General features: G+C 70.4%; 13 protein-coding genes and 1 pseudogene. 7 read left to right on the forward strand and 7 right to left on the reverse strand.

Annotated features, from left to right (window positions below):
• From ACIBI5_RS17980 to ACIBI5_RS17995, 4 genes and pseudogenes are all read left to right on the forward strand, one after another.
• Positions 1-159 (forward strand): annotated as a pseudogene (locus tag ACIBI5_RS17980) (IS110 family transposase); the annotation flags it as partial.
• On the forward strand, positions 156-1,172 hold the full coding sequence (locus ACIBI5_RS17985) for a tetratricopeptide repeat protein (RefSeq protein WP_397248035.1): 1,017 nt from the start codon (positions 156-158) through the stop codon (positions 1,170-1,172). The pseudogene ACIBI5_RS17980 and the gene ACIBI5_RS17985, both read left to right, overlap by 4 nt.
• Positions 1,173-1,319: 147 nt before the next feature.
• Positions 1,320-2,162 (forward strand): RimK family alpha-L-glutamate ligase, encoded by an 843-nt coding sequence (locus ACIBI5_RS17990; protein ID WP_397248037.1) that lies wholly within the window; start codon positions 1,320-1,322, stop codon positions 2,160-2,162.
• A gap of 40 nt (positions 2,163-2,202) precedes the next feature.
• Positions 2,203-3,363: a cytochrome P450 gene (locus tag ACIBI5_RS17995; protein WP_397248039.1), complete on the forward strand. Its 1,161-nt coding sequence runs from the start codon at positions 2,203-2,205 to the stop codon at positions 3,361-3,363.
• Positions 3,364-3,366: 3 nt separating this feature from the next.
• On the opposite strand, the gene ACIBI5_RS18000 is transcribed toward ACIBI5_RS17995, so the two are convergent.
• The 4 genes from ACIBI5_RS18000 to ACIBI5_RS18015 are packed head-to-tail and all read right to left on the reverse strand — an operon-like array spanning position 3,367 to position 7,547.
• Positions 3,367-4,176, reverse strand: coding sequence for a carbohydrate ABC transporter permease (locus ACIBI5_RS18000; protein WP_397248041.1), 810 nt, complete (start codon positions 4,174-4,176; stop codon positions 3,367-3,369).
• Complete coding sequence (locus ACIBI5_RS18005) at positions 4,163-5,074, reverse strand: carbohydrate ABC transporter permease (protein WP_397248043.1); 912 nt, start codon at positions 5,072-5,074, stop codon at positions 4,163-4,165. The genes ACIBI5_RS18000 and ACIBI5_RS18005 overlap by 14 nt, the downstream gene beginning before the upstream one ends.
• Positions 5,071-6,324: an ABC transporter substrate-binding protein gene (locus ACIBI5_RS18010; protein WP_397248045.1), complete on the reverse strand. Its 1,254-nt coding sequence runs from the start codon at positions 6,322-6,324 to the stop codon at positions 5,071-5,073. Before ACIBI5_RS18010 ends, ACIBI5_RS18005 begins: the two co-directional genes overlap by 4 nt.
• Positions 6,324-7,547 carry a Gfo/Idh/MocA family protein gene (locus ACIBI5_RS18015; protein WP_397248047.1) on the reverse strand — a complete coding sequence of 408 codons (1,224 nt, stop codon included), beginning with the start codon at positions 7,545-7,547 and terminating at the stop codon, positions 6,324-6,326. Before ACIBI5_RS18015 ends, ACIBI5_RS18010 begins: the two co-directional genes overlap by 1 nt.
• 109 nt (positions 7,548-7,656) lie before the next feature.
• Between ACIBI5_RS18015 and ACIBI5_RS18020 the strand changes: the two genes are divergently transcribed.
• Complete coding sequence (locus tag ACIBI5_RS18020) at positions 7,657-8,742, forward strand: ROK family transcriptional regulator (RefSeq protein WP_397248049.1); 1,086 nt, start codon at positions 7,657-7,659, stop codon at positions 8,740-8,742.
• Here ACIBI5_RS18020 and ACIBI5_RS18025 read toward each other — a convergent pair.
• Positions 8,739-9,182, reverse strand: a complete 444-nt coding sequence (locus ACIBI5_RS18025; protein WP_397248051.1) for a cupin domain-containing protein — start codon at positions 9,180-9,182, stop codon at positions 8,739-8,741. The genes ACIBI5_RS18020 and ACIBI5_RS18025 overlap by 4 nt on opposite strands.
• A 31-nt stretch (positions 9,183-9,213) precedes the next feature.
• Complete coding sequence (locus ACIBI5_RS18030; protein ID WP_397248053.1) at positions 9,214-11,433, reverse strand: MMPL family transporter; 2,220 nt, start codon at positions 11,431-11,433, stop codon at positions 9,214-9,216.
• A 92-nt stretch (positions 11,434-11,525) separates the two neighbouring features.
• Between ACIBI5_RS18030 and ACIBI5_RS18035 the strand changes: the two genes are divergently transcribed.
• Together ACIBI5_RS18035 and ACIBI5_RS18040 are read left to right on the forward strand one after the other, a co-directional pair.
• Positions 11,526-12,065: a TetR/AcrR family transcriptional regulator gene (locus ACIBI5_RS18035; protein WP_397248055.1), complete on the forward strand. Its 540-nt coding sequence runs from the start codon at positions 11,526-11,528 to the stop codon at positions 12,063-12,065.
• Between the two features lie 466 nt (positions 12,066-12,531).
• Positions 12,532-12,852: a hypothetical protein gene (locus ACIBI5_RS18040; RefSeq protein WP_397248057.1), complete on the forward strand. Its 321-nt coding sequence runs from the start codon at positions 12,532-12,534 to the stop codon at positions 12,850-12,852.
• A 152-nt stretch (positions 12,853-13,004) separates the two neighbouring features.
• Here ACIBI5_RS18040 and ACIBI5_RS18045 read toward each other — a convergent pair whose 3' ends face one another.
• On the reverse strand, positions 13,005-13,745 hold the full coding sequence (locus ACIBI5_RS18045; protein ID WP_397248059.1) for an ABC transporter ATP-binding protein: 741 nt from the start codon (positions 13,743-13,745) through the stop codon (positions 13,005-13,007).
• Between the last annotated feature and the right edge of the window lie 100 nt (positions 13,746-13,845).

The raw sequence follows: 13,845 nt of genomic DNA on the forward strand, positions 1-13,845 counted from the left end.
CTGGTCCGCCTGCGCTGGGACCCCCGCACCCGCGCCTACATGGAACGACGCACCAAAGAGGGACTCTCCAAGAAGGAGATCATCCGCTGCCTCAAACGCTACATCGCCCGCGAGCTCTACCAGATCATCACCAAAAACGATCAAGAATCCGCCGCTTGACATCTATAGGAGCATCCCAGAGCATCATCCGCGATCACCTGCCGCCGGCCGAGCAGGAGATCGTCCTGGAGCACGCCAGGGCGCTGCTGGCCCGCTACCGGCCCGACGACCCGGAGGACCCCGCCGGCTGGGCCGCCTGGTCCCGTATGGTTCCGCACCTGTTCGCCGTCGCCCCGGACGCCTCCGGTGACCACGACCTGCGGGAGATGGCCTGCGACGCCGGCTGGTACCTGATCGAGCGGGGCGAGGCCCAGGCCAGCGCCAGGTTCTCCGCCCAGTTGTACGCCCAATGGCAGAAGACCCTGGGACCCCGGCACGCGCAGACCCTCGCCGCCGCCCGCGACCTGGCCAGGGCGCTGCGCGAACAGGGCGACTACGCGGACGCGGCCCGGCTCTACGAGCGGGCGACGGGCGAGGCGGAGGCGGGGCTGGGCCCCGACGACCCCCTGGCCCTGCGGCTCAAGCACGGATCCGCGATCAATCTGCACCTGCTCGGCCGCGACCGGGAGGCCTACGCGTTACAGAAGGACGCCTTCGAGCGCTACGAGCGCGTGCTCGGCCCGAGGCACCCGCACACGCTTCACTCCGCCAACCACATGGCGGTGGCGCTCCACGCGCTCGGCCGCTTCGAGGAAGCCCGCGACCTGCACGAAGAGACCTACGCCCGGTACCGGGAGGTGCTGGGCGACGATCACCCCGACACCCTCCGCTCGGCCAACAACCTCGCGGTCGACCTGCGGACCCTGGGTGACCACGACCGGGCCCACACCCTGCAGATCGAGGCGCTGAGCCGCCGGAGGCGGACCCTCGGCGAAGATCACCCGCACACGCTGCAGTCGGCCACCAGCCTGGCCGAGACCCTGCACACGATGGGACGTTCCGAGGAGGCCTTCCGCCTGCAGAAGGAAACCCGCGACCGCAGCATCAAGGTTTTGGGCGCGCATCATCCGGACTCCCTGCACGCGAGCCGAAACCTTACTAACATCCAGGAGTCCCTCCGCCATTCCTCATAGACATCTGCCCTAGAGAATCGTTGCCCGCGCCCAAGTGTCATGGTTCTATAAGGGCGGCCGATTTCCAAAGGACGGATGCACATGGCTCATGCGCGCATTGCCTTGGTGACCGCCAGACCGCGACCAGAAGTCAATCCGGATTTGGATATGCCGCTGCTGCACGCGGCCTTCGACGAGGTCGAAGCCGAAGCGGAAATCACCCATTGGGACGATCCAGAAATCGATTGGTCCTGTTTCGATCTCGCCGTCGTCCGCTCTCCGTGGGACTACTCCTGGCGTTCGGCCGAGTTCCTGGCATGGGTCGACCGCTGCGCGGAGCGCACCCGCGTGGCCAACCCACCGGAGATCATCCACTGGAACGCCCGCAAGGAGTACCTGCTCGAACTGCGGGAGCAGAAGGTTCCCGTGGTGCCGACCACCTACCTGCTTCCCGGTTCGGCCGCCGACCTGCCCGCCGGGCACGACTTCGTCGTCAAGCCGGCCGTGGGGGCGGGAGCGCGCTTCGCGGCCCGCTACACCCCCGCCGATCGCGACCGGGCCGCCGCCCACGTCGAACGCATCCATGCCGACGGGGTCACCGCGATGGTCCAGCCGTACCTCTCGCGGATCGACGTGAGCGGGGAGCGGGCGCTGGTCTTCGTCCGCAACCGCTTCCTTCACGCCATCCGCAAGCGGGCGGTCCTCGCGCCCGGCCTGCGCTACGACGAGCCCAGGGACGCGCACCCCGGCACCGAGCCCTGGCAGCCGACCGCCGCCGAACGGGACCTCGCCGATCGGGTGCTGAGCACCGTGCCCGACGCGGACAAGCTCCTGTACGCCCGGGTCGACATGGCCGACGACGCGGCGGGAAACCCCATCCTGACCGAGCTCGAACTGGTCGAGCCCGGCCTGTACCTGCGCTTCCACCAGGACTCGATTCCCGCGTTCGTCGAAGCGATCGTGAACGTCGCCGAGGCGCTCCGGCCGGCGGGGAGCGGCCGTACGAGCTGAGCGGCACCGCCAGAGAACCTTCCAGCCAGGGGGCCGCGCCGTGTCAGAGGAGTTCGGGCCGATGCCCTTCACGGCGCCCACTCCCTTCGCCGAGCCTCCCGAGTTCGAGTGCCTTCGCGCTCGGGAGGGTCCCGTCCGCGTGCGCACCGCCGCGGGGGACGCCGGCTGGCTGGTGACCCGCTACTCCGACGTGCGAGCGCTCTGCGCCGACCGGCGCATCGGCCGGTCCCACCCCGATCCCGCGTACGCGCCGCGCCTGTGGCCGGCGCGGCTGTTCGATCCGCCGGGCGACGTCGACGGCGAGATGGCCGACCACCGGCGCCTGCGCGCGCTCCTGGTGCCGGCGTACGGCAGGCGCCGGGTGGTCGCGGAGCGGGCGCGGGCCCAGGCGGTGCTCGACGAGATCCTTTCGACGCTCGTGGCCCGAGGCTCGGCCGCCGACCTGTATGCCGAGCTGGCCCTGCCGTACGCCATGCGGGCGGTCTTCGGCTTCGTGGGCGTGCCGGAAGCGGAGTGGGAGCTCTACCGGTGGCGTTCCCGCTGGTTACGCGCGCCGGGGCGGATGGCGGAACAGCCGGGCGGGATGCGCGCGGCGATGAGCCGGATGGTCGAGCGGGAGCGGGGCAGGGCGGGGGAGGACATGATCACCCGGCTGGCCGCGCTCGGCACCGAGGCGGCCACCGATGTCCTGTGCGGCCCTGTGGGTCTGGTGGAGTACGAGACGGTCGCGGCGCGGATCGGCTACGGGCTGCTGTACCTGCTGGCCGATCAGGAGCAGCGGCGGCGGCTGGTGGCCGACCCCGGCCTGGTTCCCTCCGCGGTCGAGGAGATCATGCGGGTGGCGGTGCCGGGGGGCAGCTGGATCCCCCGGTACGCGCTGGCCGGCATCGACCTGGGCGCGGCCAGGATCCGCGCGGGGGACCTGGTGGTCCTGTCGATGCAGGCCGCCAACCGGGACGCGCGCCGGTTCCGCGATCCCGGCGCGTTCCTCATCGACCGCGTGCCGAACCCGCACCTCGGCTTCGGGCACGGCAAGTTCTTCTGCCTGGGCGCGCATCTGACCCGGATGCTGCTGCACCAGGTGCTCACGACGGTGTTCCTTCGCCTGCCGGCGTTGCGGCCGGCCGTACCGGTGGAGGAGGTCGAGTGCGATCGTTCGTCGGTGACCGGCGGGGTGCGGGCGTTGCCGGTCAGCTGGTGAGGTCTACTTCAGGGCGCCTGCCGTCAGGCCGGCGACGATGCGGCGCTGGAAGAACAGGACCAGCACGACCAGCGGGATCGTCACCAGGACGCCGGCGGCCATCTGCGTGCCGAACGGGGTGTCGAACTTCGCCGCCCCGGTGAACTGGGCGATGCGGACCGTGGCGGTCTGCGTCGCCTGGTCGTTGACCATGGTCACGGCGATGATGAACTCGTTCCACGTGCAGATGAAGGCGATGATCGCGGTGGTGAAGACGCCGGGGGCGGCCAGGGGGAGCAGGACGCGGCGGAAGGCGGCGAAGGCCGTGCAGCCGTCGATCATGGCGGCCTGCTCCAGTTCCAGGGGGAGCTGGCGGAAGAAGACGGTCAGGTTCCACACGGTCAGCGGCAGGGCGAACGACATCGAAGGGACGATCATCGCCTGATAGGTGTTGATCCAGCCGATCGTGGTGAACAGCTTCAGCAGCGGCACGATCAGCAGCGCACCGGGGAACATGGACACGGCGATGATCAGGGCGAGGATGAGGTTCTTGCCGCGGAAGGTCAGGCGGGCCAGGGCGTACGCGGTCATCGTGCCCACGAGCAGCGTCACCGCGGTCGTGACGGCGGCGACCAGCAGGCTGTTGCCCAGCGCGCGGCCGAAGCCCATGCCCTCGGCGAAGACGGCGGCGTAGTTCTCCAGCGACCACGGCATCGGAACCGGCGACTTGTCGTAGATGTCGGAGGTACGCCGGAAGCTGGAGACCACCATCCAGTAGAAGGGCACCAGGCAGTACAGGGCGATGCCGGCCAGGCCCGCTCTACGCAGCAGCATCGCGCGACTCCTTCTTGCGGGCCCGGACGTCGCTCAGCAGGTCGGCGCCCAGCAGCTTCACGAACACGAACGCGATCACCGCGATGTAGACGAACAGGGCGGTGCCGTAGGCGGAGGCGGGGCCGTAGTGGACGCGGGTGGCCTCGTCCCAGATCAGCCCGGACAGCGTCTCGACCGACGCCTTGCGCGGTCCGATGAGCACGTACGGCAGGTCGAAGACCCGCAAGGCGTCCATGAGCCGGAACAACACCGCCACCAGCAGCGCCGGTTTGACCAGCGGGAGCGTGATCCGCCAGAACCGCTGCCCGGCCGACGCGCCGTCCACGCGGGCGGCCTCGTACACCTCGGCGGGGATGATCTGCAGCCCGGCCAGCACGAGCAGGCCGACGAACGGCGACGTCTTCCACACGTCGGCGATGATCACGGCCAGCTTGGCCCACACGCCGTCGGCGGTCCAGAGGATCTGGGTGCCGAGGATCGCGTTGGCGACGCCGTCCGCCTGGAAGATCCACTTCCACATGAGGCCGGAGACCGCGGTCGGCACCGCCCACGGCACCAGGATGCTGGCCCGAAGGAACGCCCGCCCGCGGAAGGCGCGGTGCATGACCAGCGCCATCGCGACGCCGAGCACGACCTCCATCGCCACCGTCGCCACGGTGAACAGCGTGGTGTTGAGCGTGGCGTTGAGGAAGCGCTCGCCGAGGACGCCGGCGTAGTTGGCCGCGCCGGCGAACCGCTCGCCCTCGACCACGAAGCCGTCGGCGTCGAGCGTCTGACCGCTGGTGTAGAAGGATTCGCGCATCGCCGCGACCAGGGGATAGAACACCACCAGCGCCAGGACGACCAGCGTCGGCGAGACCATCCCCCAGCCGAGGAGATTCTGCCTGGTGCGGATCACTTGAGCAGGGGGCCCAGAGCGGACTGCATCTCGGCGAGCGCCTGGTCGACGGGCTTGGTCCCGGAGACGATCGCGTACGCCGACTCCTGGATGGCCGCGGTGACGTCACCGTACTTGACCGCCGAAGGCCGCGGCTTGGCGGCCAGGATGCCCTCCTTGAGCGCGGGCAGGTACGGGTACTTCTTGATCAGTTCGGGGTCGTCGTAGAGCGAGGCCCTGGCCATGGGCGTGGAGTTGATGAGCGCGAACGCCTTCTCCTGTTCGGCCGAGGTGACGAAGGCGATGAAGTCCTTGGCCGTCTCCTTGTGCTTGGAGAAGGCCGACAGGGCCAGGTTGTTGCCGCCGAGCGTGCCGGCGCCCGGCCCGTTCAGTCCCGGGATCGGCGCCACGTCGAACTTGCCGGCGACCTTGCTGGAGCCGTCGGTCTTGTTGGCGGCCTCGTACATGTAGGCCCAGTTGCGGTAGAAGAGCAGCTTGCCCTCCTGGAAGGCGACGCGCCCCTCTTCCTCCTTGTACGTGACCGCCTCCTTGGGGATCATCCCGGAGGTGAAGCCGTCGGCCAGGAACCGCGCGGCCTGCTTGGCCGAATCGCTGCTGACCTCGGGGAACCGGCCGCCGGCCGAGTTGACCGCCTCGGCGAAGTTGACGGTCAGGCCCTCGTACTTGTCGAACTGCCCGCCGTAGCAGGACATGCCCTTCTGCTTCGGCAGCACCTCGGCGCAGATCTTCTTCATCTCGTCCCAGGTCTTGGGCGGCGTCTTGACCAGGTCCTTGCGGTAGTAGAGCAGCCCGGTGCCGGTGAACAGCGGCATCGCGTAGAGCTTGCCCCGGTACTTGCCGGTCTCGACGGACGGGGGCAGGAAGCCGGTGACGTCGAAACGCGGCCCGGTCAGCTCGTCGGCCCAGCGGTTGGCGGCGAACTCGCCGGTCCACACGGCGTCGATGAGCAGGACGTCGAAGGCGTCGGACTTGGTCTGGGCGTTCTGGATGAGCTTGCGGCGCTGCTCGTCGGCGCTCTCCGGCAGCAGGACCGAGGTGACCTTCTCGTTCGGGTGGGCGGCGTTCCAGGTGTCGACGATCTTCTGCGTGGCCTCGGCCTCGAACTTGCCGCTGGCGAAGGTGAGCGGGCCGCGCCCGCCGTCGGCCGGCTTCTGCGTGCTGGGGGATCCGGCGTCCTGCCCGCCGCAGGCCGCCAGGCCGAGGCCCAGCAGTCCCGCGACCAGAGCGGCCGGGATCTTCTTACCGTGCATTATCGGGGGGTTCCTTCCAAGGTGACGGTGGTGCCGTCGAGGCGGGACCTCTCGGCCGCCCAGGCGATCAGGTGGCTGTGCAGGCTCTCGCCGGGCGAGGACAGCACGGCCGAACGGTCTCCGGTCTCGACCGCGCTCAGGAACGCCGCCATCAGACCCTCGTCGCCGCCGCCGTGACCGCCGCCGGCCGTACCGTCGCCGGCGGCGGAGCTGTCGACGACGGACGTCTCGCCCGTGACGAAGTCGGTCACCTTCAGCAGCACGCCGTCGCCCTCGATGGAGCCGTGCGTGCCGAAGATCCGGGTCTGGCGGTGCTGCTGGGGGGTGAAGGCGGTCATGGTGAACGCCGCGCTCGCGCCGCCCTCGAACTCCATGTTGACGACCTGGTGGTCAACGACGTCGTTGTCGCAGGCGTAGACGCATCTGCCGTACGGGCCGGTGCGCAGCGCCTCGCGCACGCCCGCCGCCGAGACGTCCTCGGTGATCACGGTCAGCGGCCAGCTCTCGCGCCCGGCGAGCGGCAGGTAGAGGCGGGGCGCGGAGTAGGGGCAGGTGCTCTCGACCGCGCAGTCCAGGCAGCGGTCGGCGGCGCCCTCGGGACGGTTCTCCGGGCGGAAGTGCTTGAGGCCGCCGAAGGAGGAGACCCGGGTGACCTGCCTGCCCATGATGTGCACGAGCCAGTCGAGGTCGTGGCAGGACTTGGCGAGCAGCATGAAGGTCGACTCGTCGGTACGCCGCCAGTTGCCGCGCACGTAGGAGTGGGCCTGGTGCCACCAGCCGACCGGTTCCAGGTGCTGCACGCTGACGATCTCGCCGATGGCGCCCGCGTCGAGCAGTTGCTTGAGCGTCCGGGTGTAGGGCGTGTAGCGCAGCACGTGGCAGACGGCGAAGACGGTTCCGGCCTTCTCGGCGGCGGCCACGATCGTGCGGCAGTCCTGCTCGGAGACGGCCATCGGCTTCTCCAGCAGGATGTGGTAGCCGAGCTCGGCGAAGCGGACCGCGGGCTCGACGTGGTCGGCGTCCATGGTGGCGATGATCACGGCGTCGGCCTGGCGGGGGAGGGCGGCCAGCTCGCGCCAGTCGGTGTAGTGGGCGGCCTCGGGGAAACGTTCGCGGCGGGCCGCCAGCGGGTCGGCGACGGCCACCACGCGTGCCCTGCCCTCGGCGCGGCGGGCGTACCCGGACCCGCGTGAACCCGCGCCGACGACGGCGAGAGTGACCATCAGTCCTCCAGATATGTAACCAATTCACGTATGTCGGCTGATGCTAGGATTCGAGGTCAAACAGGTCAATAGGTGGAGTCGGTCACAGTTATGAAACGGAGTCACATAAGTGGCGGGTGACGCTTCGCTCCTGCGACGGGTGAACACCCAGGTCACGCTGAACGCGCTACGCCGCGAAGGCGTGGCCACGCTCACCCGGCTCGGCCGGATCACCGGGCTGTCCCGGCAGACCGTCGAGACCGTTCTGGACGAACTGGCCGAGCGCGGCTGGGTCAGGGAGATCCCGCCGGACGAAGGTGTCATGGGCCGGCCCGCCCGCAGGTTCGGCTTCCGCGCCGACGCCGGATACGTGCTCGGCGTCGACATCGGCGCCAACAAGATCCTCGCAGCGCTCGCCGACCTCAACGGCGAGGTCGTCAGCTGGCACCGCGTGGCCGTCTCCGACGGCGCCCCCGCTCCCGAACGCCTGGAGGCCGCCCGCCAGGCCGCGCTGGCCTGCGTCGACGTCGCGGGCGTGGCCCGTACCCGGGTGTGGGCGGTCTGCGCGGGCACCTCGGGCGTCGTGGACCGCTCGGGCCGCGTCTCCCTGTCGACCGTGCTGCCCGGCTGGACGGGCGTGGACCTCGCGGGGCTGGCCGGGGGCTGGTTCGGGTGCAAGGGCCTGGCCGCCAACGACGCCAACCTCGCCGCCCTGGCCGAGCACTGGCGCGGCAGCGCGCAGCACGCCGCCGACGTCGTCTACGTCCTGGTCGGCCACCGCGTCGGCGCGGGCATGCTGATCGGCGGCCGGCTCCACGGCGGCAGGACCGGCGCGGCCGGCGAGATCGGCGCGCTGCGCCAGGTCGGCTGGGAGGACGCCGCCGCGGAACTCGACACGCACGGCGAGGCGGCCGCCGTCTTCAAGGCCGCCGGCGACGGCGACCCCGGCGCCGCCCGCGCGGTGGAGCGCTTCGCGGAGAAGCTCGCGATCGGGGCCGCCGCCCTCGTGCTGGCCGTCGACCCCGACCTGCTGGTGGTCGGCGGGGGCTACTCCCGCGCGGGCGACGTCCTGCTCATGCCGTTCCGCCGCCATCTGACCGACCTGTGCCTCGGCGTGCCCGAGGTGGTCACCTCCACGTTCGGCGACGAGAGCGTCGCCCTGGGCGGGGTACGGCTGGCCCTCGACCACGTGGAAAGGGAGATCCTCGGGCTCTAGACCATGTACTGGTCGTGCTGCTGATAGAGCTCTGACCACTCCTCGTCGCTCAGCTTGCGGCCGGAGGTGGCGAGCTCGGCCAGCGCCTCGAAGTACGCCTCCCGCGGCGCGCCGGGCGTGAACAGGATCAGCATGGTCACCCGCTCGCCCGACTCGTTGCGGAAGCCGTGGTGGCCGCCGGGCGGCACGTACAGGAAGTCGCCGGGCCGGCCGTCCACCCACGTGTCGCCGCTGTAAAGCTTGACCGAACCGGAGATCACGTAGAACGACTCGGAGATCGTCCGGTGGAAGTGCGGGGTGGCGCCGCCGGGCCGTACGCCCATCTCCCACCGGTACAGCCCGAACTGCCCGTCGGTGGTGGCGCCGGTACCGAGGTAGTGCACCTCGGTGCCACCGGCGCCCATGACCAGGTCGGGGGCTTGATCGCCCGGGCGGAGCACACCGCTGTGCTCTCCCGAGTCGCCTTTGTACCTAACTTCGGGATACGACATGGGGCTCACTCTTCCAGACCCGCGGCTCCTCGTCGTCCTCGTGACCTTCGACGGAGAGGTTGGGCAGCAGCCGGTCCAGCCAGCGCGGGCACCACCAGTTGAGGCGTCCGAGCAGCACCATGGTGGCGGGGACGAGGAAGCCGCGGATGATCGTGGCGTCCACGGCGATGGCCACCGCCAGCCCCACGCCGAACGTCTTCACCAGCGGGTCCGGATAGGCGATGAAGGCGACGAACACCGCGACCATGATCAGGGCGGCGGAGGTGATGACCCGGCCGGTCGAGCCCAGCCCCTCCGCCACCGCCCGCCGGTTGTCGCCGTGTTTGAGGTACGCCTGCCGTACAGCCGTGAGAAGGAACACCTCATAGTCCATCGAGAGCCCGAACAGCACCGCGAACAGCATCAACGGCACATAGGGCTCAATGGGCACGGTGAAGAAGAGGGTCTGCAGGTAGGAGGCGTCGGCCGGTGGGTCCATGCCGACCAGCTGGCTGCCCAGGCCGTAGGAGAAGACGATCGCGAGCGCGCCGAACGCGGCCCCCAGCGACACCAGGTTCATCAGCGCCGCCTTCAGCGCGACCACCGGCGCGCGGAACGCCAGCAGCAGGAGCATCGCGCTGAGCAGCACCACTACGCCGATGACCAGCGGAGTGTTGCCCGAAATGCGGTCCGCTGCGTCGGCGAGCGCGGCCACCTCTCCGCCGACGTGCACGTTCACGCCCGGTCTGTCCAGCGCCCTGACCGCCTCGACGACGGCGGGCGCGCGCTCGTCACTGGGCGCGTAGTCGGGAATCGCCTGGATCAGCACGGTACGGCCGGCGTCGTTGAGCTTGGGCGGGCTCACGTGGGCGATGCCGTCGATGTCGCCCACATCCCTGGCCAGGCCTTCGACGATCGGGTCGGTGGCCTTGGCGACCTTGCCGCCCAGTTCCGCCACGACGACCAGCGGGCCGTTGCTGCCGGGGCCGAAGCCGGTGGCCATCAGCTCGTAGGCGCGGCGGGGGGCCGAGCCCTGCGTGCCGTACCCGTCGTCGAGCGGCCCGAGCTTGAGCGCGAGCGCGGGCGCGGCGAGCGCGCCGAGCGCCAGGACGCTGGCGAGCAGGACGCTCCACGGGCGCTTGGCGACCCACGCGCCGAGCCCGGCCCAGCCGCCGGAACCTTCCTTGCGGCGGCCCAGGAACGGCACCTTGAGCGCGTTGACCTTCTCGCCAAGGACGCCGAGCAGCGCCGGGACCAGCGTGATCGAGGTGAGCACGGCGAAGACGACCGAGATGCCGGTGATCCAGCCGAGCGTGCGCAGCAGCGGGAAGCCGCCGAGCACGAGCGCGCTGAGCGCGATGATGACCGTGCCGCCCGCGAACACGACCGCGCCACCGGAACTGGACACCGTCCGCCGCACCGACTCCAGCACCGGCACCCCGTCGGCCAGCAGCTTGCGGTGCCGCGAGAGCAGGAACAACGCGTAGTCGATGCCCACGCCGAGCCCGATCATCGTGGCCATGATGCCCGCCTGCTTCGGCACGTCGACCACATGCCCGAGCAGCCCGATCACGCCCAGGCCCGCGGCCACGCTGACCAGCGCCGTGAAGATCGGGATCAGGGCGGCCACGAGCGTGCCGAAGGCCAGCACCAGGACGAGCAACGCGCACGTGACGCCGATGATCTCACTGGGGCCGGTCTTGATCTCCTTGTCGGCCGGCGTCGAACTGTCGGCCGGAACCACCTCGATGCCCATCGCCCGCGCCGGATCCGCGGCCTTCGACAGAGCCTGCGTGGTCTCGGCGACCTTGGCGCTGTCGTGGCCCTCCATGCGGACCACGATCAGGCCGATCTGCAGGTTGGAGGCTATGCCGCCGCGCCGGTAGGGCGTCTCGACCTGCTCGACGTGGGGGAGGTCGCGGAGCTTGTCCATGGACCTTTCGACGGCCTGCTTCTTCGGCTCGTCCGTGAGCGGTCCCTTGTCCGAATAGAGCACCAGTTGCACCGTGCCGCCCGGCGCGTACCCCGGGCCGAACCCGTCGCGCATCAGGTCGTGCGCGCGCTGCGCGTCGGTGCCGGGAATGGTCACGTCATTGCTGACCGGCCGGCCGGAGACCAGGCTGCCGACCATGAGGCCGGCGGCCGCGATCACCCATAACGCCAGTACCAGCCGCCCGTGCCGTGCACACCAGCTACCGAGCCGCCCGAGAAACCTCGTCATTGTTTACGCCCGTCCTGTACGCTCGTACAGCGTCTACGATGCCGAGATTAGACGGGAAATTTCCGGAAATCCCGTGCTAGACCGGAAATGAGATGATGACCACAATCGACCCCGGGAACGACACCCGCAGCCGCATCCTCGCCGCCGCCCAGCGCCTGTTCGCCGAGCGCGGCTACGCGGCCACGTCGCTGGCCGACATCGCCGCCGAAGTGGGACTCACCAAAACCGCGGTCGCCTACCACTTCCACCCCAAGGACCGCCTGGCCGCCGAACTGCTCGCGCCCGCCGCCGACGACGTGTTCGCCCTGCTCGGCACCCGCGACGACTTCGTACCGGCGCTGGTGGACTGCGTGGTGCGCAACCGGGCGGTGATCCGGCTCCTCATGGAAGACTTCGGCACCGCCGACTCCGCCCCACCCGGCACCCCTGGCGAGGCCATCCGCACCTTCCGCGACGCCATCCACGAACGCCTGGTCGGCCCCAACCCCTCAGAACGGGACCGGATCCGTGGATGGGCCGTGCTGGGGGCGTTGCAGTGGGGCGTCGTCCACACGATGGACCTGCCGGAGGACCTCGTCCGCACCGAACTCCTCCACCTCGCCCAACCCCCTGAGCCATCGCATCCCAGCTAGCCTCCCCACCCTCCCGCGCCGCCACCTCTTCCGCGCCGCCACCTCTTCCGCGCCGCCACCTCTTCCGCGCCGCCACCTCTTCCGCGCCACCACCCCTCCCGGGCTGCCAACGCCCCGGCCTACCGACGCCCCAGGTCGCTGATGCCCCGGCCCACTGATACCCCGGGTAGCCGACACTCCCGGGCTGCCAACACCCTTAGCCGCGGGCACCCAGGGCCGCCGATGCACTGAGCGCCACTCGCCCCCTGAGCCACTGGCGCCCTGAGCTCCCGATCTCTGGGCCGCTGCCGTCCTGGTCGACTACCGCCTGGGCCGCTGAACCCGGCCGCCCCATGGACCCGCGCCTATCCACAGGCTCTCGACCGAGCGTCGCCGTTATCCACAGAACCGCGTTCTGCTCCCCATCGCCCACCCCGGCTGAGCGATGCTAGGCCCTCCAACCCGCAGCACCCCTTGGAGCCGCCACATGCACGCCCGCCTCCACTACCTCAGCGTCATCACCGGGGCACTCACCGGAGTCGCCGCCCTCACCGCCACGCTCGCCTCCCCGGCCGCCGCCACCCTCGCACCCGCCACCCAACCCACGGCTGCCTCCCAGGTCACGACCCAAGCCAAGCCGGCACCCCGGACCACGACCAGCCCCACGCCTTCGCCCTTGCCCGCCGCACGAGCACCCCTGGCCTCAGCTCCCGAGAACGCAACACCTCAGCGAACCCCCGAGCCACCCATCGACGGCCACACCCACCGCGACGCCGACCCTGACGAGTACCGCCCCCGCTCGGCCTGAACCACCCTCGCCCTCCCGGCCAGGCCTGGGCCTGGAACAGCGGTGGACCAGGTCGGCCGTCTGGACCAGGCCGGGCCGGGCACGGCGGTGGACGGGCCTGGCCCAGGTAAGCCGTCTGGACCAGGCCGGGCCGGGCACGGCGGTGGGCCGGGTCAGCCCAGGTAAGCCGCTCGGACCACCGGGTTCTCCCGGATCTCCGCCGGCGTGCCGAGGGCGATGACCTTGCCCAGGTCGAGGACGACCAGCCGGTCACAGGTGCCCATGACGAAGCCCATGTCGTGCTCGACCAGCAGGATCGTGGTGTCCAGCGCGGCGACGACCTGGCGCAGCCGTACCGTCTGGTCGTGGTCGAGACCCGAGGTGGGCTCGTCGAGCAACAACAGGCGCGGACGGTCGGCGATCGCCCGCGCCAGCTCGACCAGCCGCCGCTGACCGACGGGGAGAGCCGCGGCGTAGGCGTCACGAAGCTCAGTAAGCCCGCACAACTCCAGAACCTCCGCCACCCGCCCGGCTCGTTCGCGTTCCAACCGCCGCCGAGTCGGCCACCCGACCAGATCGGCAGGCAGCCCACCACCACCCCCACGCCAATCAAGCGCAGCCAGCACATTGCCCGCGACAGTGAGCCGCCCGAACACCTGCGTACGCTGAAAAGTACGGCGCAACCCCGCCCTTGCCCGCCGAAGCGGCGACAGCGCGGTCACATCAGTGCCATCCACCCCGACCCGCCCGCTCAGCGGCCTGCGCAAACCGCACACGACATCGAACAGCGTCGTCTTCCCCGCACCATTCGGCCCGATGACGCCACAGATCTGGCCCTCCGGCACCTCGAACGTCACCTCCGACAACGCCCGCACCCCGCCAAAGGCAACCGACACGTCCTCGATCGCAAGCATCACAACACCCCCGAGCAGACACCGACGAACCGATCGCGGTGCGCTCTGGCCGTGGTGAGCGGTAGGTCAATGGTTGTGGGCATCAACACCCCCAGGCAGG

Source organism: Nonomuraea sp. NPDC050540 (assembly GCF_044457485.1).
GTDB lineage: Bacteria > Actinomycetota > Actinomycetes > Streptosporangiales > Streptosporangiaceae > Nonomuraea.